This is a genomic window from Bacteroides sp. AM16-13 (assembly GCF_003602705.1).
Classification (GTDB): domain Bacteria; phylum Bacteroidota; class Bacteroidia; order Bacteroidales; family Bacteroidaceae; genus Bacteroides; species Bacteroides xylanisolvens.
This window is the reverse complement of sequence record NZ_QTLK01000007.1, coordinates 192,542-216,029: the sequence shown is the minus strand read 5'-3', so window position 1 is coordinate 216,029 and position 23,488 is coordinate 192,542. Positions and strand designations below refer to the sequence as shown.

Below are 23,488 nucleotides of genomic sequence, written 5' to 3'. Positions count from 1 at the left end.
AACTGTTATTCTTCATTAAGGTTAAAATCGAATGAAAGGATGCCGTTGTCATCAAACCGATCAAAGTCAGAACAGAATAATCTGTCCTGTACAATACGATATTTTTCGAACTCTGATTCTGCAAAAGATTTAGCAAACTCTGCGGTAACTTTACCAGCATCAATCAATACTGCATTATCTCCAGCTTCGAGAATAATATCTATTCGTCTTGCCCAATCTTCCATAGTCATAGGGATATGCCGTTTTGCCATACGTTCAGCCATATCTAGAGTAGCGTTGACCAAACGTCCCATATCTTCTAATTCTAATTCATTTAAATAATTTTTTGCTATACTCACATCAGGTTTTACAATTTTTCCGTTAGGGGCATTTTCCCAGGTTGTCAATCCCATATTTTCTTTTTGTGCATTAGCTCGCTCTACTATCAGTTCAGCAGCAGTATGACCATGTACGGCAAAGTGCATTTTGTTTTGCACTTTTTTAAAAAATAGACGAGTAGTTGGTGCATCCTTATTGTAATCGATGGCTGTGGCATATATATCGGTCAACTTCTGATAGAAACGACGTTCACTAAGTCTTATCTCCCTAATTTCGGCAAGCAAATGCTCGAAATAGTCTTCACCAATGAATGAACCATTTTCCATTCGCTTTTTATCAATAACATAACCACGTATGGCAAATTGCCGCAATATGTAGGTTGCCCATTGGCGGAATTGAGTGGCACGGACGGAATTCACACGGTAACCAACAGAAATAATAGCATCGAGCGAATAGAAAGAAGTTTTATAGGATTTGCCATCTGAGGCAGTTGTTTCCAAAATGGAAATAACTGATTTTTCTGAAAGTTCACCTGTATCGAAGATATTCTTCAAGTGTTTACTGATGGCAGGAACACCTACATCAAACAGTGTAGCCATTGCCTTCTGCGTGCACCAAATTGTTTCGTCTTTATACGTCACTTGTACACCGTTTTCTTTACCTTCCATCACGAACATGAGGAACTCGGCTGTACTATTTTTTATTTCAAAATTCTTCGGCATCGTTATTACTCTATCAATCCAAGTTCTTTCAGATAAACATTTATTTCTTTGTCTAAGTCAGCTCGTTTAGCTTCAAGTTCTTTGATTTCAGCCATTACTGCATGTATATCAATGGGCTCTTCTTCTTTGAACGTGCTTACGTACCGAGAAATATTAAGATTATAACCGTTTTGTTCAATCTCGTCCATAGATACCCGTCGGGAGTATCGTTCTTCCTCTTTTCGGAATTGATATGTTTCTATGATTTTTTGAATATCATTAGGCTTGCCATCTTCTCCTTCTCGTAGACGATTTTGTCTCTTATCTTTTTCAAAATGCTCGCTGGCATTGATGAAAAGAACATCATCAAATTTTTTGCATTTCTTTAATACTAAAATGCAAACCGGAATCCCTGTAGAAAAGAACAGATTAGAAGGTAAACCTATCACTGTATCTATATTATTATCTTTCAGTAGTTTGGTGCGGATACGTTCCTCTGCTCCACTACGAAACAATACCCCATGCGGGAGTATGATAGCCATTGTCCCTCCATTGGACAAGAAATGGAAGCCGTGCAATAAGAATGCAAAGTCAGCAGCCGATTTAGGGGCAATGCCATAGTTCTTGAAACGGAAATCTTCTGTTAGCGTGTCAGTAGGTTCCCAACGTAAGCTAAAAGGGGGATTTGCAACGATAGCATCGAATTCCATCTTTTTTGCAGGATTCATTTCGTTCAGAATATTCCAGTCATTGATCAATGTGTCGCCATGGTGTATTTCGAATTCTGTATCTTTGAGTCCATGCAATAGCATATTCATACGGGCAAGGTTGTAGGTGGTAATATTCTTTTCTTGTCCATATATTTTCCCTATACTTCCTTCGGTTTCCACTAACTGTCTGCGAACATTCAATAATAAGGAGCCGGAGCCACATGCGAAATCCAATACTCTGTCTAATTTATTTTTTTCTCCTAATGCCGGGTCTTGACTATCTAAGATTACAATTTTAGATAAAATAGTTGATAGCTGTTGCGGAGTATAAAACTCTCCGGCCTTTTTCCCCGAGCCTGCGGCAAACTGACCGATAAGATATTCATAAGCATCGCCTAAAATGTCTGTATCTGTTGAGAATCTGGCAATTCCTTCTGCTATTTTTTGAATAATAGTGCAAAGTTTCTTATTTCTATCCGAGGCTGTTCTGCCTAACTTTTCCGAATTCAAGTTTATTTCCGAAAATAAGCCTTGGAAAGTACTTTCAAATGACTCATTTTCAATGTATCTAAAGCCTTCTTCAAGTGTTTGTAGCAACTCTCCATTCTGAGTACGAGCCATTTCTGAAATGTTACTCCATAAATATTGAGGTTTTATGACATAATGAACTTTACGGCGCATTTGTTTTTCAAATTCCGGTACGTCCATTTCATTTGCTTTATACCATATTCCCAAAGCTCTATGTTTGTTGGCTTCTTCCAATTGAGGATAATCTCTCCCTAATTCTTTTTTTACAGCTTCTTCGTAATTATCAGACAAATAGCGTAGAAAAAGAAATGATAGCATATAATCGCGAAAGTCATCTGCATTCATTGCTCCACGCAACCCGTCTGCTATTTCCCAAAGGGTTTTGCCTAATTGTTTTTGATCTTGTACTGTCATATTTAATTTCTCATTTTTTCTTTGTTAATCGCATCAATCACTTCTTTTTCTTCTTCAATTAGAAGAATAGGTAAGTCAAATTGATATTTATCCAAAAACGCTCGCAATATCTTTATAAAAAGAACTTTGTTGTCATCTCCCATTTCTACAGGTTCGTAAATAGAATACTTTCCATGGCTCAGTAGGTTTAGTGCTCGTGAGTAAAGTACTTCATCCTCTACTCCATGAATACATTTTGAAAAGTCGTCATATCCGAAGAACGTAGATGTCTTTTCTAAAATACTGCGTAACATATTGAAATGATATGTATTGATTTTACCCGACTCCATCACTTGTTTGAGTTCGCTCAATATGGCTATATGATGGAAAAAAGGTGTTTCGTCAGTTGCTTGTAGAGTATATCCGTCAGTTCCATTCTTATGTAGGAAATATCGTTTGCATGGTTTTTGCTTTAATTCATTGTAAACGACGTTGAAAAACAAGCTGTGGTGGGATGAAATAACAGATTTGACCTTATCTTTTCCTTTTTTCAACAACTGAGATAAATCACTGGCTACAGCAATAGCATTGTTGTCATCTAACGAGGAGATTGGATCGTCTATGTAAATGTATTCAACCCAATTGTAAGCTTCTGCACCATCAATTGTCAGTTCGCAGATGGCAAGAAAGATACACCAGATAAAAATATTCTCTTCACCGCGAGAAATTTTGATATTGTTCTGAATGATATACTCAGGCTCTTTGTTGTTAAACTTATGTTTGGGATTGGGAACCTGCTTGCTGAAGCTTATTTCCCATTTTTCATAATCAAATTTGAAGTCAAATTCCGCATAACGTTCCAGATATGCGAAGATTTTCTCTTCTAAAGCTAATTCTTTAAATGCATTGAAGAATTTTGAATCAGCATTTATTTTAAGAACACGGTCCATATCATTTTCCAAGTCATTGTCCCAATGAAACAGATCTTCGGTGAAAGCATTAAAATAGAGAGTGTCTCCATTTATTTTCTTTTTTCCTTTATTCTTGAACTCTATAGATAAACGGGTTTTCCCTGTTCCATTATGAGCGTAGAGTAAGACGAAATCGTGTTCAATCAGATCGCCACGTAACCTTGCGGCTAATCCCGACAAATCTTTATATTTATATATTTTAGGTTGGTTACTCATATTCTTTTTTTCATGTTATTCATAAGCAGCTAATCCTGAAATCTCACGTCCTTGAGCTTGTTTTTTTAAGTGAGGGACTAAGTCTGCCATCAATGCAAGTTCTTTCGTACGGCGTTCTTTCCAACTTAGTTCTAACGGTTCAAGGAGATCCGTTAGTTTTTCACCGTCGAAAATCATGCGTTGCATAATTTTATCTGTAAAATCTTTTAAGGCAGATGCGGTTAGTCCGTGTTTGTTTGCGATATCGGATAGCTCTTTTTCATTTTTTTCTATCTTAAAAGCATTGTAACCATCATGTAGTGATTGTACATCTTGACCATTATTCCAATCCAAACTTTTTATGTATTCAGTTAAATCTTCTTGTTCATCCATCATATTAGAGCTTGAACAAAGCAGGTTGATGATTTGTGCTTTTGTCATTTTTTGTTTAGATGGTTTCTTTTGAGTGCTGTCAGCAATTAGTCCCATGATGTAATCATAGTCAATCAATGCTGAGGAAAAAAGTACAAACTCAAAATCAAGTTGCTGTATATCTACAGGAATGTTATCGCCGCCTTTTTGTTGTATTTCCCTAAATTGCTTAGCCGTTTCTATGTACGAACTTTTAAATGAACGGAAAGTGTTTTCAGGCAATATCTCTTCAATTTGAGTTTGTTGTTCCTCGTTTAAGTCTGTATATTGGTCGAGCTGGGTTTTTAAGCGCTGTACTTCCTTGAAATTTTTGACAAAAGCGATTCGAGAAGTATCCCCCTTCAAATTATACACTTCCTGAGGTTCGCAGGCTAAATTATTTTGTCGCATGAAATCACCTAAAGCTGCTACGGCTTCTTTATATTTTTCAATTACTACAGGAGCTGGATCAACTAACCAGATTTTTTTCGCCTGCTCTTTAGATTTTTCTCCTGAGAATAAAGCGATAGCTTCGTTTACGGCATTTTCCTGGTGGCGGAAATCTAATATATTTCCGTATGGTTTAGTATCGTTTAGTACACGGTTGGTACGTGAAAAAGCCTGTATCAGTCCATGATATCTTAGATTTTTATCTACATACAAAGTGTTGAGATATTTAGAGTCAAAACCCGTAAGTAGCATATCTACTACAATGACGATATCAATTTTATTTTTGTGAGGATAATCCGCATTACTGTATTGTTGGTCTTTGATGCGCTTTTGTACATCTTGGTAATACAAATCAAACTCATTAATGTTGTGATTTGTTCCGTATTGTTTATTATAATCCCTGATAATACTCTTTAATGCTGCTTTCTTCTCATCAGGATTTTGCTTGTTGTCTTCTTTTTCTTGCTCCAAGTCTTCCTGAATTTGCTGAATATCTTTATTACCCTCTGCCGGAGGTGAAAAAACGCAGGCTATATTTAGAGGTAGATAGTCTTTGTTTGTTTTTTGTTTTTGTTTCTGGATTTCTTTGAAAAGATTATAATATTCTATGGCATTGTTTATGGAAGCGGTTGCCAGAATCGCATTAAACTTCCTCGAATTGGTTGCGGCATTGTGCTTGTCTATAATAGCCTCAATCACTGCTTGTTGAGTAATGGTTTCTCCCGGCTTAGGATTAATGTTCCCTTTTCCTTTAAAATATTCTACATGAAAACGCAATACGTTTTTGTCATCAATTGCATTTGTAATAGTGTATGCATGCAGTTCCTTTTCGAAAATATCTTTAGTAGTCTTGTTGGAAGCATGTTCATCTTCTATAGTCTTTTGTGTTGCGTTATCATTGAAAATAGGTGTTCCGGTAAAGCCGAACAATTGAGCATTAGGGAAGAATTCCTTAATAGCTTTATGATTCTCACCAAATTGTGAACGGTGACATTCATCAAAGATGAAAACCATTCGTTTCTTACTCAATGGATTTAAGCGTTCTTTATAGTTCTTTTTATGGTTTCCGTCCAATGCTAAACCCAACTTTTGGATAGTCGTTACAATGACTTTATCTGCATAATCTGTAGAAAGTAGTCGTCTTACAAGTGTTTCGGTATTGGTGTTTTCTTCTACACTTCCTTCTTGAAACTTATTAAACTCTTCACGGGTTTGCCTGTCCAAGTCTTTGCGGTCAACAACGAAAAGACATTTTTCTATGTCCGGATTATCTTTTAATAACGTGGAGGCTTTGAAAGAAGTAAGCGTCTTTCCACTACCTGTAGTATGCCATATATAACCGTTACCCCGATTTTGATGAATGCAGTTTACAATTGCTTTTACTGCATAGATTTGGTAGGGACGCATAATTAATAGTTTTTGCTCGCTTTCTACCAAAACTATATATTTGCTAATCATTTCTCCCAATGTACATTTGGGCAAAAATAGTTCTGCAAAAGAGTCTAAATGTCTGATTTTTCTATTCCGCTCATTTGCAAGTTGATACACAGGCAGAAATTGCTCGTTAGCATCAAAACTAAAATGTTGATTTTGATTGTTGGCAAAGTAACGGGTGTCACTCCTATTACTAACAATAAATAATTGCATAAAACAAAGTAATGAGTTGGTATAACCGTTACCAACATCATTCTTGTAATCAATAATTTGTTGTATTGCTTTCCTAGGTGATACGTCTAATGTTTTTAATTCGACCTGAACTACCGGAATACCATTAATAAGAATAATGACATCATATCGATGGTTACTGTTTCCTGTATTTATTCTCAATTGGTTGATAACCTCATATTCATTCTTACACCAGTCTTTTATGTTCACTAATGTATAATGTAGAGGAGTGCCATCTTCACGTTGAAAATAATTCCTTTCACGCAGCAACTTCGAAGCGGCAAATACATCAGGAGTTATAATTTCGGTTTTCAGTCGTTCAAATTCGTTTTCAGTCAGCCTTACCCGGTTGAGAGACTCAAACTTTTCTCGGAAGTTTTGTTCAAGAGAGTTTCTGTCGCGAATATCTCTGCGATAGGAGTATTTGAGTTCTTCTAACTTTTTTATAAATAGTTCTTCTATTTGGGCTTCTCTCATCATCTCAAATTATATTAATTAATGAAATAAAGTTTTCAAAGATAACGAATAATATCCAAATACTCGGAGATGATTCTAAAACTTTTTTGTTCTTGAATAATGTACTTTATTTTTATAAACCGTTCTCCACTCTTTTCACATAAAGCTTATTCGTTCATTCACACCTACTTCCTGTGAATGAACGGCATTATTTTTACTCTTCACCACCCTTCACCCTCTTCACCAAATACACATTCCCCAATCTCGTATGCTGTCGGCTGATACCTGCTGCGGTCAAGATTTGTGCTAGCTGGATAGAAGTGCAGTTGCGTAGTACGGCTGGGAACTTCTTTTTCAATTCCTGATGAATGATGGCGGCGGAGAGTGACAGACAATCCGGTTCATCCAACGTGGCAGGCGCGTATGTGTTGCGCACAATGTCTTCTATGGGGTTGACATGATAGTAGGCGCTGTTATGACGCTGTAAGGTATGTTCTTCCTCTTTGCTGAACCAGTGGCGGGCACCTGCAAGCAATTCCTCTTTCAGTTGGGCGTAGGTTTGTGAATGTTCAATTCCGGTACAGTCAATATCATGTTCCGCTTCAATGCAGATGAATCTGCGGCTGCCTGTCGGATCACATAGTAAGTCAGTTCGGTTGCTCGTTCCGATGAACGAAGCGATACGAGGTAGTGACCGGAAATTTTTCTGATAGGCTTTGCAGATGTTGAGGCTGGACATTTGCATCAGATTTTTCAGTAATGGCATCTTTTGTGCTCCGAATTTGTCAAATTCGTCCATGTTTAGTAATCCCATCTCGGCAAGGAGACGTTCGGGATTGCCTTGTGCGGTTAGTTTCAGATTATCCGAATAATAACGGGCTAGTTGTGGTGGCATCAGCATACGGCAGAAAGTAGATTTATGGCGTCCCTGTTCTTCGCTGATAAGTATCGGGGCTACGCTGTTTGCTTGTGTTTGATTCACTCCCAGCCATTGGGCAGCAAGTCCGAGCATCCAGGTGTGAAAGCTTTTTATCCATATAGGGGCGTCAGATACTCGTTTCGCCAGAGACTTCAGCCGGTCCGTTCCGTCCCATATAGGTAGTTCGTCCATATAAAGCCGGAAAGGATGGTAGCTTTCCACTAGGGTAGAGTAGATGTACCTTTGAAGGTCCTTATCCCAGCAATTGATTCCTTCTTTGTGGGCTTCCAGGCAGAAAGTATTCAGTTCTCGCTTGTCTATGCGGCAGAAAGGAATTTCTCGTTGGCCGAATGGCCGAAATTCAGTTTCTTCGGTGAGCAGGTTGTAGCGGAAATCATATCGCACTTTTAAAAAGTCGATCACTTGTTGCGTCAGAAGGACGGGTTGCTTATGTGTTTCCTGTTTATGTACTTCTTTCTTATCTGCTTCCTGCTCATGCAATTCTTGCATTTTGAGCTCTTCCTTTGAAATGTTCGGTGAAACGATGACGTTTGACGATTCTTTCATCAATACCCGTATTCTTTTCGCCAAACGTTTTGAGTTATATTCTAATGTCTTCATATTTTTCTTGTTTTTTAAATGAATAAATGTTGTTTTTTCGACCGGTTGATGCTGCTAAGGTATAACATGAGATATGGGGTTTGCAAGTATTTAACTAAGAAAAAGTTTATTTTCTCCTGAAATGAAAAACAAGCTTTCTTATGCGGATAAGTCGTTACTTTATCGTATCTTTAGTGCTTGTTTAGGAAAAGCCGACTGGAGTTGTCCGGTTGGCTGACAATAGTTGACTGAACAGCCGATTCCAGTCGTCCGAATAGCCGATTAAAGTTGTCCTATGATGAAGTTACACATTTAAATTGATAAGAAGTAATGGCTATTGTGTTTGATTGGTATGAAAATCCTAATGCTTCTTCGGAAGAAGAAGCAGCGTTGCATCCGCGTATCTTTATGAATGGAAAGGTGGATACGGATACTCTTTGTTACAAGATTCATGACTACAGTTCGTTGACTGTGGGCGATGTAAAGAATGTGCTTGATAACTTATCGAAGATTCTTGGCGAGTCGTTGCGTGAGGGGAAAGAAGTACATATCGAGGGGATCGGTTATTTTTATCCCACTTTGGAGGCTACGGGGAAAGTGACTCGCAGCACTCCGCATAAGACTAATAAGGTGGCTTTCAAAACTGTCCGATTTCGCCCTGACAGTAATCTGAAAGGACATTTTGTGGGTGTTCGCGCCAGTCAGTCCAAGTATGTCCGTCATTCGGAGAAGGTGTCAGAAGTAGAGATTGATATGCTGTTGAAAGAATATTTTGCCGAACATCAGATGATGACCCGCCGTGATTTTCAGGAAGTGTGTGGTTTGGCACGTACTACGGCCAAAACGCATTTGGTGCGTTTGCGTGGAGAAGGAAAACTGGTGAATATCGGTTTGCGCAATCAGCCGATGTATGTACCTGCTCCCGGTTATTATGGCGTATCCAGAGATGCGGCACATCCTTCACGGTAATGACTGTGAAGGATGTGAAGAAGCATATTTCTTTGAGTAATCACACGAAACGGTTGATAGCTTGAGACTTATCCTCATGTGAAGAGAATGAAAGAAAAGAAGCGGATCTTATTTCGCTATGTATTTTTTCATTCCTTCCGTGTAGAAAGTATTGAACTCTCCGTTTTCTCCGCTATAAATAAAGTAGGCGTCAATCTCCGGGTTCGCTTTGCAGAAGGCTTCCGCTTCTTCCAGTCCCATCACCATGAAGGCAGTAGCTAGGGCGTCGGCAGTCATACAGTCTTTAGCGATTACGGTGGAAGACAAGATGCTGTGCTGTACCGGATAACCCGTTCTCGGGTCGATGGTATGAGCATATTTCTTTCCGTCTTTGTAATAATAGTTGCGGTAATTTCCAGAAGTTGCTAAGCCTAAATCCGAAATTTCAAGTATTGTTTGTAAGTCTTGGTTTACGGCCAGTGAATCGTCGACGGGCTTATTGATTCCGATGCGCCATAAGCCTTTGGAGGGGTTTTTGCCTTTCACAACCACCTCACCGCCTATATCTACCATATAGTTTTTTATGCCTTTACGGTCGAGCAGTTGTGCAACTACGTCTACCGAATACCCTTTGGCAACGGCACTACAACTTAGCATGGTACGGGAATCCTGCTTAATGACTTTGCCGTTGTCCATTTTCACCTTTTCATATCCGGTGATTTGCAACAGACTATCTATCATGATTGAATCAGGAAAAGTGCCTTTTTTGAAACCGAATCCCCAAGCATTGGCAAGGGGGGCTACTGTGATGTCGAAAGCACCGTTTGTCTCGCGGGAAATTTCCATCGAACGGTTGAAACATTTCTGAAAGAAACTATCGGTAACTAATTCCTCGTTGCGGTTGACGCGACTGATAACTGAACTGTCGTTAAATGGAGACAGAGATTGATCGAAGCGTTTCAGTTCAGCTTCTATTTCCGGTTTTAAATCACCGTCATATTGGTAAGTAATCTTGTATACCGTCCCAAATACCAAACCTTTGACACTGTAATAGCCAGCTTGTTGATTATGCCTGACTAATATCCAGATGGTTGCCAAAATCAGGAAAGCCAGCCAAAGGAAACTTTTTTTTGTTTTCATACGCTCTTCTTTTTGATGAGAAAACTCATTTTATTGGAGAAATAAATGTTCAATTAATATCTTTAGTCCGATGATGACCAGAATGATACCTCCCCATAACTCTGCTTTCAGTTTTCGGGCGATGCCACAGCCGCATTGGATACCAAAGATCAACCCGATGAGTGACATGACGAAGGAAACAAGTCCGATGATAAGGATAGGGGACAGGATTTCATTATAATTTTGCACTCCTAAAAAGGCAAACGAAATACCGATTGCCAGCGCGTCGATGCTTGTTGCGATGGCCATAGTGAATACCACTTTCAGACTGGTCGGGTTGAATAGCTGGCAGCACTCTTCTTCTTTGAAAGATTCCCAAATCATTCTGCCGCCAAGGAAGGCAAGAATGGCAAAGGCAATCCAATGGTCTATACTTTCTATGAAATGGCTGAAGCTTTTGGCGAACATCCATCCGATAAAAGGCATGATTGCTTGAAAAAGTCCGAATGTAAAAGCCATGATTAATATGGGTTTCCATCGGGTACGCTTCAAAATAATGCCACTTGCAATGGAGACAGCGAAACAATCCATCGCCAGACCTATTGCAAGCAACCAAATCTCTAGTCCTGTCATTATATTCTAAAGAGGCAATTTGTAAATAAGGGAATAAGTGATTCCCATATTGTTTGATTTAAACTTTCCGTAGCCGGGCACGTACCATGGATTTCCATATTCTCCGGTAGATGCTTTGGTTTTGTATTTCATACGTACCGACCACCCCATGTTAAAGTTTTTGTAGATACGCACTTTAACGCCTAAAACAATTTCCAGCCATTGCACGGAGCCTTTCATTCCCAAGTGGCTGAAAGGTACGCTTCCGCCCCAGTAACCATCTCCTAAACTGGGGTTACCTACTGCATCTCCCCAGATGGGATCGTCCGCCGGCATTGTGGAGACGTCATATTTAAATGAACTGAACGCATAGCGAAGTCCTGCATATAAATAGCTGTTCTTCTCTTTCTTCTTTGCCATGGTGTTGTAATCCACACCGATTCGGAAGAATGGAGCCATTTTGCTTTTATAGTGTATACCTGTTTCATTCCAGGTATCTGTTCCTCCCATACCAAACTCAAAGGTAGGGATGAATTTGTTTTTAAGATTGACGGCCACACTGACTTCAGAACTCATAAAGTCGCCTCCCAGAAGCTTGCTTCCGATGCCGTATAAATCCACACCGATATACGTACCATTGTAAAGTGGAATGGTATCTATCTCGGCAACCTCTTTCTTTTTCTGATCTCTTTTGGGTGTTTGCGTAGGCCGCTGTTGTTGGGCCAGCAACGGAAGTCCAATGCAAAAGAGTAGGAGCAGACTAATTAGTCGTTTCATCAGGTGTGCGTTCTGGCCGATAATTATAGAATATCTGCAAGTTCTGGATTTCATTTGTATTGGCTTCTTTATTTTGTATATGAAGAGAATCTATTTGGTCCGGTTGTCCATTGCCATACGGAGGAGGAAGGCCGGGTCTTCCTGGTTTGCCAAATTTGGCACTGATAATGTTTTGTTTCATCATATATCCACATTCCATTGATTGGAAATAAGGCGTATTCTGTTGTACAATGTATAATGTGTCAACATCATCTTTTTTACGCTTTGGATCATATCTGAATATGAATACAGTAGAGTCACTTGTATATCGTAGTGGAAGCATTAACGTATGCACATTCTTTTCATTGTTCAGAATGATAGAGTCAGTGCCTAATGCGGTGATTGTCAACGAATCGAGCGTGTCTTTTAGTGCAATATTAGGGTTGTCCGGATCGATGGTATATATCGTGCAATACATCATCGGACGTCCTGCCAATGAGCAATCGTTCTCGTCCGAGCACGAGGTATGAATGCTGACAGCACCGCCAACGATTATCAATAGGAGAAAGATACGAATTAAATTCTTCATAGTCAGCTTATTGAATGTGAATCAAATTTTCTTTTCTATCTGATAGTTATTCCGTTCCGGTGCATTGCGGGAGATTAATTCGCCAAGGAATCCGGCTAAGAATAATTGTGTACCTATAATCATTGCCGTCAGTGACAAATAAAAATAGGGAGAGTCGGTCACCAGTCGATAGGGGAGACCGTTGGACATAGCATATAGTTTACTGGCACCTACAATGATGACAGAAATCATTCCGACGAGAAACATCAATGATCCCAGCAGTCCGAAGAAATGCATCGGTTTGATACCGAATCGGGAAAGAAACCAAAGAGAAAGTAAATCCAAATATCCGTTCACGAAACGGTTTAGTCCGAATTTCGTCGTGCCGTATTTACGTGCCTGGTGGTGTACCACCTTTTCACCGATTTTCTTGAATCCAGCGTTCTTTGCCAGGTAAGGGATATAACGGTGCATTTCACCATAGACTTCGATATGCTTTACTACCTCTTTTCGATATGCTTTCAGGCCGCAGTTGAAGTCGTGCAGGTTTTTGATGCCCGACACTTTGCGGGCGGTCGCATTAAACAACTTGGTCGGCAGGGTCTTCGAAATAGGGTCATATCTCTTTTGTTTCCAGCCGGAAACCAAGTCGTAACCGTCCTCGGTAATCATCCGATAGAGTTCGGGAATTTCATCCGGGCTATCTTGTAGGTCAGCATCCATCGTTATGACTACGTCTCCTTCCGCTTCTGCGAATCCACAGTAGAGCGCGGGTGATTTACCGTAGTTACGGCGGAATTTGATACCTTTTACATGTTCCGATTGAGCTTTCAGCTTTTCGATCACTTCCCATGAATGGTCGGTACTTCCGTCATTAACGAAAATCACTTCGAATGAGAATCCGTTGGCTTGCATTACCCGTTCTATCCAAGCATAGAGTTCGGGTAGTGACTCTTCTTCATTGAATAATGGGACTACAACTGATATATCCATTGTACGAATTATGATTTATGATTTATAAATTATGATTGAACGGGTCCGTCATTTTCCGGTTTGGCCTTTTTCATTACCATCAATGCGGTAGGGATGGCCAGGATACTTCCCCAGAATACATCCCATGACAATAACTGCATGGTGATATTGATAGAAGTAAGTGAACGGGCGGTATCTATCGTTTCTTTTATAACTTCTTTGTTTTCTATCAAAGCCGGAGTGTTGGCCATCAACTCGTCCCATAGCTGGATATAAGAGTTGACGATAAAACCGTGATCGATGAACTGGAAATAGGCGTAGTGGGCCACGGCTACCAATAGGGAAGCAAACATATACATAAATATAGTGAAGAGCATGGCATGCGAAAATTGGATACTCCCCCCGCAAATCTTATCCCGATACATTTTCGCGTAGTGATATCCGATGAAAGGTACGGATAATGTCAGGATTACAAATAAAAGCGAAAGGAAAGGTATGTGGAATCCCAGCGGAAATAATATGAACTTCAATATCCAGTAGATTCCCATGTACGTGCCAAAATGCATGGCATATTTTTGTAAATAGCTTCTGTTCTCTGTCATCTTCATTTATAAATTGCGCACAAAGGTACAAATAATATCGGTTGGTAGGGGAAATCTGGTTGTTAAAGTTAATAAAGCAGGGGAAGTTGCTGTCTGAATATTTTTTTGCGATTTTAATTGCTTGAAACGTAGCTTGTTAGTATTTTATTCGTAAAAAAGTTATCTGCAGCTATTGCAGAATACATAAAAATGTCTACCTTTGCAACCGCAAAACGGGTAAGTCCTATACGGCCAGCTCCCTTCGAATCCTCCAGGGCTTGATCGCAGCAAAGGTAGTTGGTTGTAGCGGCGCGATATAGATAGCTTACCCACCCGCCTCTTTAGCTCAGTTGGCCAGAGCACGTGATTTGTAATCTCGGGGTCGTTGGTTCGAATCCGACAAGAGGCTCAAAAAGAAAAAAGCATTCAGGTAGTTTACTTGAATGCTTTTTTTATAATCTAGCATAGAGATTTACTTGATTCTCTTGTATCCATATACAGCCAAGTCGCCGAGTTCTTCTTCGATACGGAGCAGTTGGTTATATTTAGCCATACGATCCGAACGGCTTAACGAACCTGTCTTGATTTGTCCGCTGTTGGTAGCTACTGCGATATCGGCGATAGTAGCGTCTTCTGTTTCACCCGAACGGTGAGAGGTAACAGTGGTGTATCCATGGCGGTGAGCCATTTCGATAGCGTTCAATGTTTCTGTCAACGAACCGATTTGGTTTACTTTAATCAGGATAGAGTTGGCACAACCTTTTTCGATACCCATGGCAAGGAAGTCTACGTTAGTCACGAACAAATCGTCACCTACCAACTGGCAGCGGTTGCCGATGCGTTCTGTCAATTTCTTCCAACCTTCCCAGTCGTTTTCGCTCATACCGTCTTCGATAGAGTCGATAGGGAATTTGTTAATCAGTTCTTCCAGATAGTTGATTTGTTCTTCAGCAGTACGTTTCTTGCCTTTTTCGCCTTCAAACTTGGTATAATCATAAATACCATCGTGGTAGAATTCAGAAGAAGCGCAGTCCATACCGATCATCACATCTTTACCCGGTTCGTAGCCTGCGGCTTTGATAGCGGCAAGGATCGAGTTCAGGGCATCTTCTGTACCTTCGAGGTTAGGAGCGAAACCTCCTTCATCACCTACGGCAGTACTTAAACCACGGTCTTTCAAAACCTTTTTCAAGGCATGGAATACCTCAGCACCCATCCGCAGACCTTCTCTGAAAGAAGGAGCACCTACGGGACGAATCATAAATTCCTGAAATGCGATAGGAGCATCGCTATGTGAACCACCGTTGATGATGTTCATCATCGGTACAGGCATTACATACGTATTTGTTCCACCGATGTAACGGTATAGGGGAAGATCCAGATAGTTGGCGGCAGCTTTGGCTACGGCAAGAGATACACCGAGAATAGCGTTGGCACCTAAATTGGATTTAGTCTTAGTGCCGTCCAATGCCAGCATTGCGTAGTCGATACCTCTCTGATTGAGCGAAGACATACCAACCAGTTTCGGAGCGATGATTTTATTTACATTGTCAACCGCTTTTTGTACTCCTTTTCCACCATAACGTTTTTTATCACCATCGCGAAGCTCCAATGCTTCATGTTCACCTGTGGAAGCACCTGATGGTACAGATGCACGTCCTGTGATGCCGGATTCCAATACTACGTCAACTTCTACTGTGGGGTTACCTCTTGAATCGAGAATTTCTCGAGCTACAATTTTTTCAATTTTCATCGTTTCTATTGTTTTTGAATAAGATTTCTGCAAAAGTACGGACTTGACAGGGAGTGAGAAATCACTATAAATAGGTATTCTTTTTGAGCCTATTCCCTATATGTCGTTAGTCCGACCTTATATTATAACAACGGGACGATGTTTTTTGTTTGAGTGTGGCGGGGTGAATTTGCAGGATTTTAATCTTCGATAATAACCCCTAACAGTGGAAGCAAATCCATAGCCTGCAAGGAGGTGATGACAGCCCCTTTCAGATCGCTGATGTTAAGCGTGATTCCGCTGATGCGGGAAGTGCGCAAATCTATTCCGCGGAGCGAAGCATGTGAGAAATCGGCTTCTACAAGGTCGCAACCGTCAAAAGCGACAGATGAAAAACGGCAGTCGTTCAGAGTTCCGTTGCGGAGCTGGCTGTGTGCAAAACGTACCTGATTCATTTTACTCATGGCGAGGTTGATGTAACCGGCATTGCAGTCGTGCAGCAAGACATGATTCATCGTTGTTTCAGATAAATTGGTACCCAATAGTTTGCAGGAAATGAATTCTACCCGGTAGAGCGAACTTTCAGCAAAAGAGATGTTGGATAAATCACAGTTCTCGAACCTGACATCGGTCAGTTGGGAAGAATGGAATTTACATTCGCTGAATGTCTGATTTTGGAAAGTACAGTTCTTGAAACTTTTATAAGATTTGTCGATACCTTCTTCTTTTCCTTTACAGAATAAAAGATGAGAGACGGTTTCTTCTCTGTCGAGCCATTCCTGTAGGGTAGTAGTACTGACTTCCTGCTCTTCCATCATGGGAGGAACAACGCGGACGGGTTTGATTGGGCTTCTTTTCATCATGCCTTTCCCACATATCCGCCGGCTACCACAGCGGCCAATCCTATACCTATACTTATTAATGTATATAGAATAAATACTCCGTAAAATTCTCCTTTCAGTAGACCTACGCCGTCACTGGAGAAAGTAGAGAACGTTGTGAAACCTCCACATAAGCCCGTTGTCAGAAACAAACGGACTTCGAACGGAAGGTGAAACCGTTCTGAAAGGGCATAAAACAGGCCGATAAGAAAACTACCGAGGAGATTGACAGTGAAAGTAGCCCATGGAAAATGGTAGGGGACGATTCGTTCGTGCATTAACAACTGAATGAAATAACGCAATGCACTACCCGTGCCTCCGCCGATAAAGATATAGATAACTTCTTTGCTCATTTGATTGAAAGATTGATATTATTTAGGCGACTTCAAAATCCTTTTCGAGTTGCTCGAAACCTCCGGGATAAATTAAGGCGTTGTGCCATATGAATAATAAAATGTTTATTGTGATTGAGATAATAATCTGCAAATATAGGAAGATTATGCAATATTCATATTTAATCCTTTTAATTTATTCACCATAGACACTATATTTTTTCTAGTCTCAAAATATGTTATCTGCTTTATTCTTAAATACTTATTCTGTTTTTGGTTCTGTATCCCTCTATATTTTCTTTATAAAGAAAAACACCTCTTGTGTTTCCGGTCTATCTTTGCCATACGATTATTAACTAACTCATTTATATCATGAAGAACATGAAAATAGGAACTGTAATAGGGCTCTGTCTGTTGCTCTCTTTTTTCTTCGGCACATCAGCTAAAGCCGAAAGTATCACTTCTCCTGACGGACAATTAAAACTTAATTTCTCTGTCAATGCGCAAGGAGAACCGGTGTACGAACTTTCTTATAAAGGAAAAGAAGTAATTAAACCATCGAAACTGGGATTGGAATTAAAGAATGATCCGGGACTGATGAACGGATTCACGCTGATCGATACGAAAACTGCTACTTTTGACGAAACATGGCAGCCTGTGTGGGGAGAGGTGAAATCCATCCGCAACCATTATAATGAAATGGCTGTCACCTTGAATCAAAAGGCACAAGATCGTAATCTGATTATTTGTTTTCGTCTTTATAACGATGGTTTGGGATTCCGTTATGAATTTCCACAGCAGAAAAATCTGAATTACTTCGTTATCAAAGAAGAACATTCTCAATTCGCTATGGCTGGCGATCATACAGCCTTCTGGATTCCCGGCGATTATGATACGCAGGAATATGACTATACCGAATCCAAACTTTCAGAAATTCGCGGATTATTACAGGGGGCAATTACTTCAAATGCTTCTCAAACACCTTTCTCTCCGACAGGTGTACAAACTTCCCTGCAAATGAAAACGGCCGACGGATTGTATATCAATCTGCATGAAGCCGCTTTGATCGACTACTCTTGTATGCATCTGAATCTGGACGATCAGAACCTGATTTTTGAATCATGGCTGACTCCTGATGCGAAAGGAGATAAGGGGTATATGCAGACTCCCTGTCGTTCACCCTGGCGTACGGTGATTGTAAGTGATGATGCCCGTGATATTCTGGCTTCTAAATTGACTCTGAACCTGAATGAGCCTTGTATTTATGAAGATGTTTCCTGGATTAAGCCGGTGAAATATATCGGAGTGTGGTGGGAAATGATCACCGGAAAAGGTTCCTGGTCGTATACGGATGATGTTTATTCGGTGAAACTTGGACAGACGGATTATTCCAAAACAAAGCCAAACGAACGCCATTCAGCCAACAATGATAAAGTGAAACGTTATATCGATTTTGCTTCCGAACATGGATTCGACCAAGTATTGGTGGAAGGCTGGAATGAAGGTTGGGAAGACTGGTTTGGAAATTCGAAGGATTATGTCTTTGATTTCGTCACTCCGTATCCTGATTTTGACGTGAAAATGCTCAATGCGTATGCAAAGGAAAAAGGGGTGAAGCTGATGATGCATCACGAGACCTCTGCTTCTGTACGTAACTACGAACGTCATCTTGATAAAGCATATCAGTTTATGATAGATAACGGGTATAATGCTGTGAAGAGTGGATATGTAGGTAACATTATTCCTCGTGGAGAACATCATTACGGACAGTGGATGAATAACCATTATTTATATGCGGTAGAAAAAGCTGCCGAATATAAGATATGTGTAAATGCCCACGAAGCAACCCGTCCCACAGGATTATGTCGTACCTACCCGAATCTGATTGGTAACGAATCGGCCCGTGGCACGGAATATGAAGCTTTTGCAGGCAACAAACCGTTCCATACCACTTTGCTTCCTTTCACCCGTCAGATTGGTGGACCGATGGATTATACGCCGGGTATTTTTGATACCAAACTATCTTTCTTGTCGGGCGATCACAGCTTTGTACGTACTACTTTGGCTAAACAATTAGCGCTTTATGTAACGATGTACAGCCCTTTGCAAATGGCAGCCGACTTTCCGGAAAGTTACGAACGCCACATGGATGCGTTTCAATTTATCAAAGAGGTAGCTGTTGATTGGGATGACAGCAAGTATCTGGAAGCAGAACCGGGAGATTATATCACGGTTGCCCGTAAAGCAAAAGGTACTGATAACTGGTTTGTAGGCGGCATCACCGACGAAAATCCCCGTACCTCTGCTTTTACGCTTGATTTTCTTGAACCGGGAAAACAATATGTAGCCACTCTTTATGCTGACGGAAAAGATGCTGACTTTGAAAAGAATCCGACCTCTTATCAGATAAAAAAAGGATTGGTGACAAACAAGAATAAGATGTCTGTGAAGCTGGCACGCAGTGGAGGGTTTGCAGTAAGTCTGATAGAAGCAACTCCTGCCGACTTGAAAACAATCAGGAAATGGAAATAAGATTCAGGTAAAAAGATTGTTTACGGATTCCTCGTTTTTTAATAAATATTAGTTGTGCTTCGCAAAGAAAACTAAAACTTTGCGGAGTACTTTTTTTATAGGACGGATTCTTTTTTGTACTTTTGCGCCATCTTTTTTAAAACATCATCAATAAAGAGAACAACATGGGAGGTTTTTTCGGAACAGTCTCGAAAACTAGTTGCGTGACTGATTTATTCTATGGCACAGATTATAACTCACATCTGGGTACCAAGCGAGGAGGACTCGCAACATACAGTGAGGAAAAAGGGTTTATCCGCTCCATTCACAATTTGGAAAGTACTTATTTCCGAACCAAATTTGAAGGAGAACTAGACAAATTTAAAGGAAACGCCGGCATCGGCATCATTAGCGACACAGACGCACAGCCTATCATCATCAATTCTCATCTCGGGCGTTTCGCCATTGTCACAGTCGCTAAAATAGCCAATATCCAGGAATTGGAAGAAGAACTTCTCAATCAAAACATGCACTTCGCCGAACTTAGTTCGAGCAACACCAACCAGACGGAACTTATCGCATTACTTATTATACAAGGTAGAACCTTTGCTGAAGGTATCGAAAATGTGTTTAATCACATTAAAGGTTCTTGCTCTATGCTGCTCCTGACGGAAGATGGTAGCATCATCGCTGCCCGTGACCGATGGGGACGTACTCCGGTAGTGATTGGAAAGAAAGACGGTGCTTATGCTGCAACGAGCGAATCGTCCAGCTTCCCGAATCTGGATTATGAGATTGAGAGATATTTAGGTCCCGGCGAGATTGTCCGTATGTATGACGATCACATCGACCAGCTTCGCAAACCCAATGAGGATATGCAAATTTGCTCGTTCCTGTGGGTGTACTATGGTTTCCCGACTTCTTGCTATGAAGGAAAGAATGTGGAAGAAGTGCGTTTCACCAGCGGATTGAAAATGGGGCAGACGGATGAATCGGAAGTGGACTGCGCCTGCGGTATTCCTGATTCGGGAGTGGGTATGGCTTTAGGATATGCCGAAGGAAAGGGAGTTCCCTATCATCGTGCTATCTCGAAATATACACCGACGTGGCCTCGTAGCTTTACTCCCAGCAATCAGGAGATGCGTTCGCTGGTAGCCAAGATGAAGCTGATTCCTAACCGTGCGATGTTGCAAAATAAACGTTTGTTGTTCTGTGACGATTCTATTGTACGGGGAACTCAACTGCGTGATAATGTGAAGATTCTGTATGATTATGGAGCAAAAGAGGTACACATGCGTATCGCTTGCCCGCCATTGATTTACGCTTGTCCGTTTGTCGGTTTCTCGGCTTCCAAAAATGCATTGGAGTTGATAACCCGTCGCATTATCAAGGAACTGGAAGGTGATGAAAATAAGAATTTGGAGAAATATGCCACTACCGGTTCTCCGGAATACGAAAAGATGGTTAGCATTATTGCCGAGCGTTTCGGACTAAGTTCATTGAAATTTAACACGCTGGAAACGTTGATTGAGGCTATCGGCTTACCTAAATGCAAAGTATGTACACATTGCTTTGATGGTAGCAGCCACTTTTAAAGCAGTAAAATAGGATATTTAAATATCCGGATAAAAGTATACAATAAAAAAGAGCCGTGAATTGCTTTGTAATTCACGGCTCTTTTTTTACCTTTACGGCACTATAAACTATCAAATTGTAAATTGTAAATCGTTAAATCGTAAATAGAAATGACTTTAGTAAACAGATTTTTAAAGTATGTAAGTTTCGATACACAATCTGATGAATCGACTGGGCTTACTCCAAGTACTCCTAAGCAGATGATTTTTGCTGAATACTTGAAAAAAGAGTTGGAATCTTTGGGATTGGAAGATATTACTTTGGATGAGCATGGCTATCTTTTTGCTACACTTCCTGCCAATATAGATAAAGAAGTACCCACTATCGGATTTATTGCCCACATGGATACAAGTCCTGATATGACAGGTAAAGATGTCACTCCGCGGATTGTGGAAAAATATGATGGCTCGGATATTGTGCTTTGTGCTGAAGAGAATGTGATTCTTTCTCCATCGCAATTCCCGGAATTGCTGGATCATAAGGGGGAAGACTTGATTGTAACCAACGGAAAAACGTTGCTCGGTGCCGACGACAAAGCGGGTATTGCGGAAATTGTATCTGCGATGGTTTATCTGAAGGAACATCCCGAAATCAAACACGGTAAAATCCGTATCGGCTTCAATCCTGACGAAGAAATCGGTGAAGGTGCTCATAAATTCGATGTAGAGAAATTCGGTTGCGAATGGGGATATACGATGGATGGAGGTGAAGTAGGGGAGTTGGAGTTTGAGAACTTTAATGCCGCTGCCGCAAAAATAACCTTTAAAGGACGTAATGTGCATCCGGGGTATGCCAAGGATAAGATGATTAACTCTATCTATCTTGCCAATCAGTTTATCACGATGCTTCCCTCACAGGAAAGACCGGAACATACGACCGGCTATGAAGGATTTTATCACCTGATTGGTATTCAGGGAGATGTGGAGCAAAGCACTGTATCTTATATCATCCGCGACCATGACCGTGTAAAATTTGAGAACCGCAAAAAAGAGATAGAACGTCTGGTAGCTCAAATGAACGCTGAATATGGAGCTGGAACTGCGACACTCGAACTGCGCGACCAGTATTATAATATGCGTGAGAAAATAGAACCGGTAATGCACATCATCGATACTGCTTTTGCAGCTATGGAAGCCGTTGGCGTGAAACCGAACGTAAAACCGATTCGTGGAGGTACGGATGGTGCGCAGCTCTCTTTCAAAGGATTGCCTTGTCCGAATATCTTTGCCGGTGGTCTGAATTTCCACGGACGTTACGAATTCGTATCTATCCAGAATATGGAAAAAGCGATGAAAGTGATCGTGAAAATAGCTGAACTGGTAGCTTCCAAATAAAAAAGGTGGTAAACACAGGTAATACTTAAAACTTAATACTTGATTAATACTTAATACTTTAAAATAATGAAAACCACTCCGTTTACAGAGAAACATATCATACTCGGTGCTAAGATGCACGAGTTTGCAGGTTATAATATGCCTATTGAGTACTCCGGTATCATTGACGAACACCTGACTGTTTGTCAAAGTGTCGGTGTATTTGATGTGTCGCACATGGGAGAATTTTGGGTGAAAGGTCCACATGCATTAGCCTTTCTGCAGAAAATAACTTCCAATAATGTGGCGGCATTGGCTCCGGGTAAAATACAATATACCTGTTTTCCCAATGAAGAGGGAGGTATTGTAGATGATTTGCTGGTGTATCAGTACGAGCCGGAAAAATACATGCTGGTAGTCAACGCTGCCAATATGGAAAAAGACTGGAACTGGTGTGTTTCTCACAATACGGAAGGGGCCGAGTTGGAAAACTCTTCGGACAACATAGCTCAACTCGCTGTACAGGGCCCGAAGGCTGTTCTAGCTCTGCAAAAGTTGACGGACATTGATCTTGCTTCTATTCCATATTATACATTTAAAGTTGGAACGTTTGCAGGTGAAGAGAATGTGATAATCTCCAATACGGGTTATACCGGTGCGGGAGGTTTCGAACTTTATTTCTATCCGTCTGCTGCTGATCGTATATGGAAAGTGGTTTTTGAAGCTGGTGAGGAATACGGCATTAAACCTATCGGTTTGGGAGCTCGTGATACACTTCGGTTGGAAATGGGCTTCTGTCTGTATGGTAATGACTTGGATGATACTACTTCTCCGATAGAAGCCGGACTGGGTTGGATTACTAAGTTTGTGGAAGGTAAGGATTTTATCAACCGTCCGTTGCTGGAAAAACAGAAAACGGAAGGTGTTACCCGTAAACTGGTTGGTTTTGAAATGGTTGACCGCGGGATTCCCCGCCACGGCTATGAACTGGTAAATGCTGAAGGCGAGCAAGTGGGAGTGGTTACTTCCGGTACGATGTCGCCTACCCGTAAGATTGGTATCGGCATGGGATATGTAAAGCCGGAATATAGTAAAGTGGGCACGGAAATCTGTATTGATATGCGTGGTCGGAAGTTAAAAGCAGTGGTAGTGAAACCTCCTTTTAGAAAATAAGAAATAAGCTGGTTGTTGTGTATAGCCCCGGATAAGTA

19 protein-coding genes and 1 tRNA gene are annotated in these 23,488 nt (G+C 40.7%); 6 read left to right on the top strand and 14 right to left on the bottom strand.

The features are described 5' to 3' along the window. Positions 1–5: 5 nt before the first annotated feature. The 5 genes from DW173_RS07885 to DW173_RS07865 all read right to left on the bottom strand — a co-directional run bounded on the left by DW173_RS07885 (position 6) and on the right by DW173_RS07865 (position 8,338). Positions 6–1,040 carry a virulence RhuM family protein gene (locus DW173_RS07885; RefSeq protein WP_120144231.1) on the bottom strand — a complete coding sequence of 345 codons (1,035 nt, stop codon included), beginning with the start codon at positions 1,038–1,040 and terminating at the stop codon, positions 6–8. A 5-nt stretch (positions 1,041–1,045) separates the two neighbouring features. Continuing rightward, entirely contained in the window at positions 1,046–2,671 is a 1,626-nt protein-coding gene (locus DW173_RS07880; protein WP_049703200.1) for a type I restriction-modification system subunit M, read from the bottom strand. A gap of 2 nt (positions 2,672–2,673) precedes the next feature. Beyond that, positions 2,674–3,837: an AAA family ATPase gene (locus DW173_RS07875; RefSeq protein WP_120144230.1), complete on the bottom strand. Its 1,164-nt coding sequence runs from the start codon at positions 3,835–3,837 to the stop codon at positions 2,674–2,676. A gap of 15 nt (positions 3,838–3,852) precedes the next feature. Then, positions 3,853–6,822, bottom strand: coding sequence for a type I restriction endonuclease subunit R (locus tag DW173_RS07870; RefSeq protein WP_049703198.1), 2,970 nt, complete (start codon positions 6,820–6,822; stop codon positions 3,853–3,855). 190 nt (positions 6,823–7,012) lie between these two features. Further along, the gene (locus tag DW173_RS07865) at positions 7,013–8,338 is read right to left on the bottom strand and encodes a VapE domain-containing protein (RefSeq protein WP_049703197.1); all 1,326 of its coding nucleotides are present in this window, start codon (positions 8,336–8,338) and stop codon (positions 7,013–7,015) included. Positions 8,339–8,647: 309 nt separating this feature from the next. Between DW173_RS07865 and DW173_RS07860 the strand changes: the two genes are divergently transcribed. Continuing rightward, the gene (locus tag DW173_RS07860) at positions 8,648–9,286 is read left to right on the top strand and encodes an HU family DNA-binding protein (RefSeq protein ID WP_008021253.1); all 639 of its coding nucleotides are present in this window, start codon (positions 8,648–8,650) and stop codon (positions 9,284–9,286) included. 108 nt (positions 9,287–9,394) lie between these two features. Here the strand turns inward: DW173_RS07860 and DW173_RS07855 are convergent, their stop codons facing one another. The 6 genes from DW173_RS07855 to DW173_RS07830 are packed head-to-tail and all read right to left on the bottom strand — an operon-like array spanning position 9,395 to position 13,900. Beyond that, complete coding sequence (locus DW173_RS07855) at positions 9,395–10,405, bottom strand: FAD:protein FMN transferase (protein ID WP_055236507.1); 1,011 nt, start codon at positions 10,403–10,405, stop codon at positions 9,395–9,397. 30 nt (positions 10,406–10,435) lie between these two features. Beyond that, a complete protein-coding gene (locus tag DW173_RS07850) occupies positions 10,436–11,017 on the bottom strand; it encodes a manganese efflux pump MntP family protein (RefSeq protein ID WP_120144228.1) in 582 nt (193 codons plus the stop codon). 6 nt (positions 11,018–11,023) lie between these two features. Continuing rightward, positions 11,024–11,773, bottom strand: a complete 750-nt coding sequence (locus DW173_RS07845) for a DUF6048 family protein (protein WP_049703195.1) — start codon at positions 11,771–11,773, stop codon at positions 11,024–11,026. Next, positions 11,757–12,341, bottom strand: coding sequence for a DUF6452 family protein (locus tag DW173_RS07840; RefSeq protein ID WP_049703194.1), 585 nt, complete (start codon positions 12,339–12,341; stop codon positions 11,757–11,759). The genes DW173_RS07845 and DW173_RS07840 overlap by 17 nt, the downstream gene beginning before the upstream one ends. Before the next feature lie 21 nt (positions 12,342–12,362). After that, positions 12,363–13,313 (bottom strand): glycosyltransferase family 2 protein, encoded by a 951-nt coding sequence (locus DW173_RS07835; RefSeq protein WP_055236505.1) that lies wholly within the window; start codon positions 13,311–13,313, stop codon positions 12,363–12,365. Between the two features lie 29 nt (positions 13,314–13,342). After that, positions 13,343–13,900, bottom strand: coding sequence for a DUF4199 domain-containing protein (locus DW173_RS07830; RefSeq protein WP_032811718.1), 558 nt, complete (start codon positions 13,898–13,900; stop codon positions 13,343–13,345). A gap of 308 nt (positions 13,901–14,208) precedes the next feature. Between DW173_RS07830 and DW173_RS07820 the strand changes: the two genes are divergently transcribed. Further along, positions 14,209–14,282, top strand: a tRNA-Thr gene (locus DW173_RS07820). A 63-nt stretch (positions 14,283–14,345) separates the two neighbouring features. Here the strand turns inward: DW173_RS07820 and eno are convergent. The 3 genes from eno to crcB all read right to left on the bottom strand — a co-directional run bounded on the left by eno (position 14,346) and on the right by crcB (position 16,839). Next, positions 14,346–15,626 (bottom strand): phosphopyruvate hydratase, encoded by a 1,281-nt coding sequence (gene eno, locus DW173_RS07815; protein WP_008021267.1) that lies wholly within the window; start codon positions 15,624–15,626, stop codon positions 14,346–14,348. Positions 15,627–15,805: 179 nt separating this feature from the next. Beyond that, a complete protein-coding gene (locus DW173_RS07810) occupies positions 15,806–16,468 on the bottom strand; it encodes a pentapeptide repeat-containing protein (protein ID WP_120144226.1) in 663 nt (220 codons plus the stop codon). Next, positions 16,465–16,839, bottom strand: a complete 375-nt coding sequence (gene crcB, locus DW173_RS07805) for a fluoride efflux transporter CrcB (RefSeq protein ID WP_008021271.1) — start codon at positions 16,837–16,839, stop codon at positions 16,465–16,467. Before crcB ends, DW173_RS07810 begins: the two co-directional genes overlap by 4 nt. A gap of 351 nt (positions 16,840–17,190) precedes the next feature. Between crcB and DW173_RS07800 the strand changes: the two genes are divergently transcribed. The 4 genes from DW173_RS07800 (at position 17,191) to gcvT (ending at position 23,450) form a co-directional block, all read left to right on the top strand. Further along, positions 17,191–19,350: a glycoside hydrolase family 97 protein gene (locus DW173_RS07800; RefSeq protein ID WP_120144224.1), complete on the top strand. Its 2,160-nt coding sequence runs from the start codon at positions 17,191–17,193 to the stop codon at positions 19,348–19,350. Between the two features lie 164 nt (positions 19,351–19,514). Then, on the top strand, positions 19,515–20,924 hold the full coding sequence (locus DW173_RS07795; protein WP_074707257.1) for an amidophosphoribosyltransferase: 1,410 nt from the start codon (positions 19,515–19,517) through the stop codon (positions 20,922–20,924). Between the two features lie 150 nt (positions 20,925–21,074). After that, positions 21,075–22,298: a peptidase T gene (gene pepT / locus DW173_RS07790; protein ID WP_120144222.1), complete on the top strand. Its 1,224-nt coding sequence runs from the start codon at positions 21,075–21,077 to the stop codon at positions 22,296–22,298. Between the two features lie 66 nt (positions 22,299–22,364). Beyond that, positions 22,365–23,450, top strand: a complete 1,086-nt coding sequence (gcvT, locus tag DW173_RS07785; protein WP_120144220.1) for a glycine cleavage system aminomethyltransferase GcvT — start codon at positions 22,365–22,367, stop codon at positions 23,448–23,450. Positions 23,451–23,488: the final 38 nt, after the last annotated feature.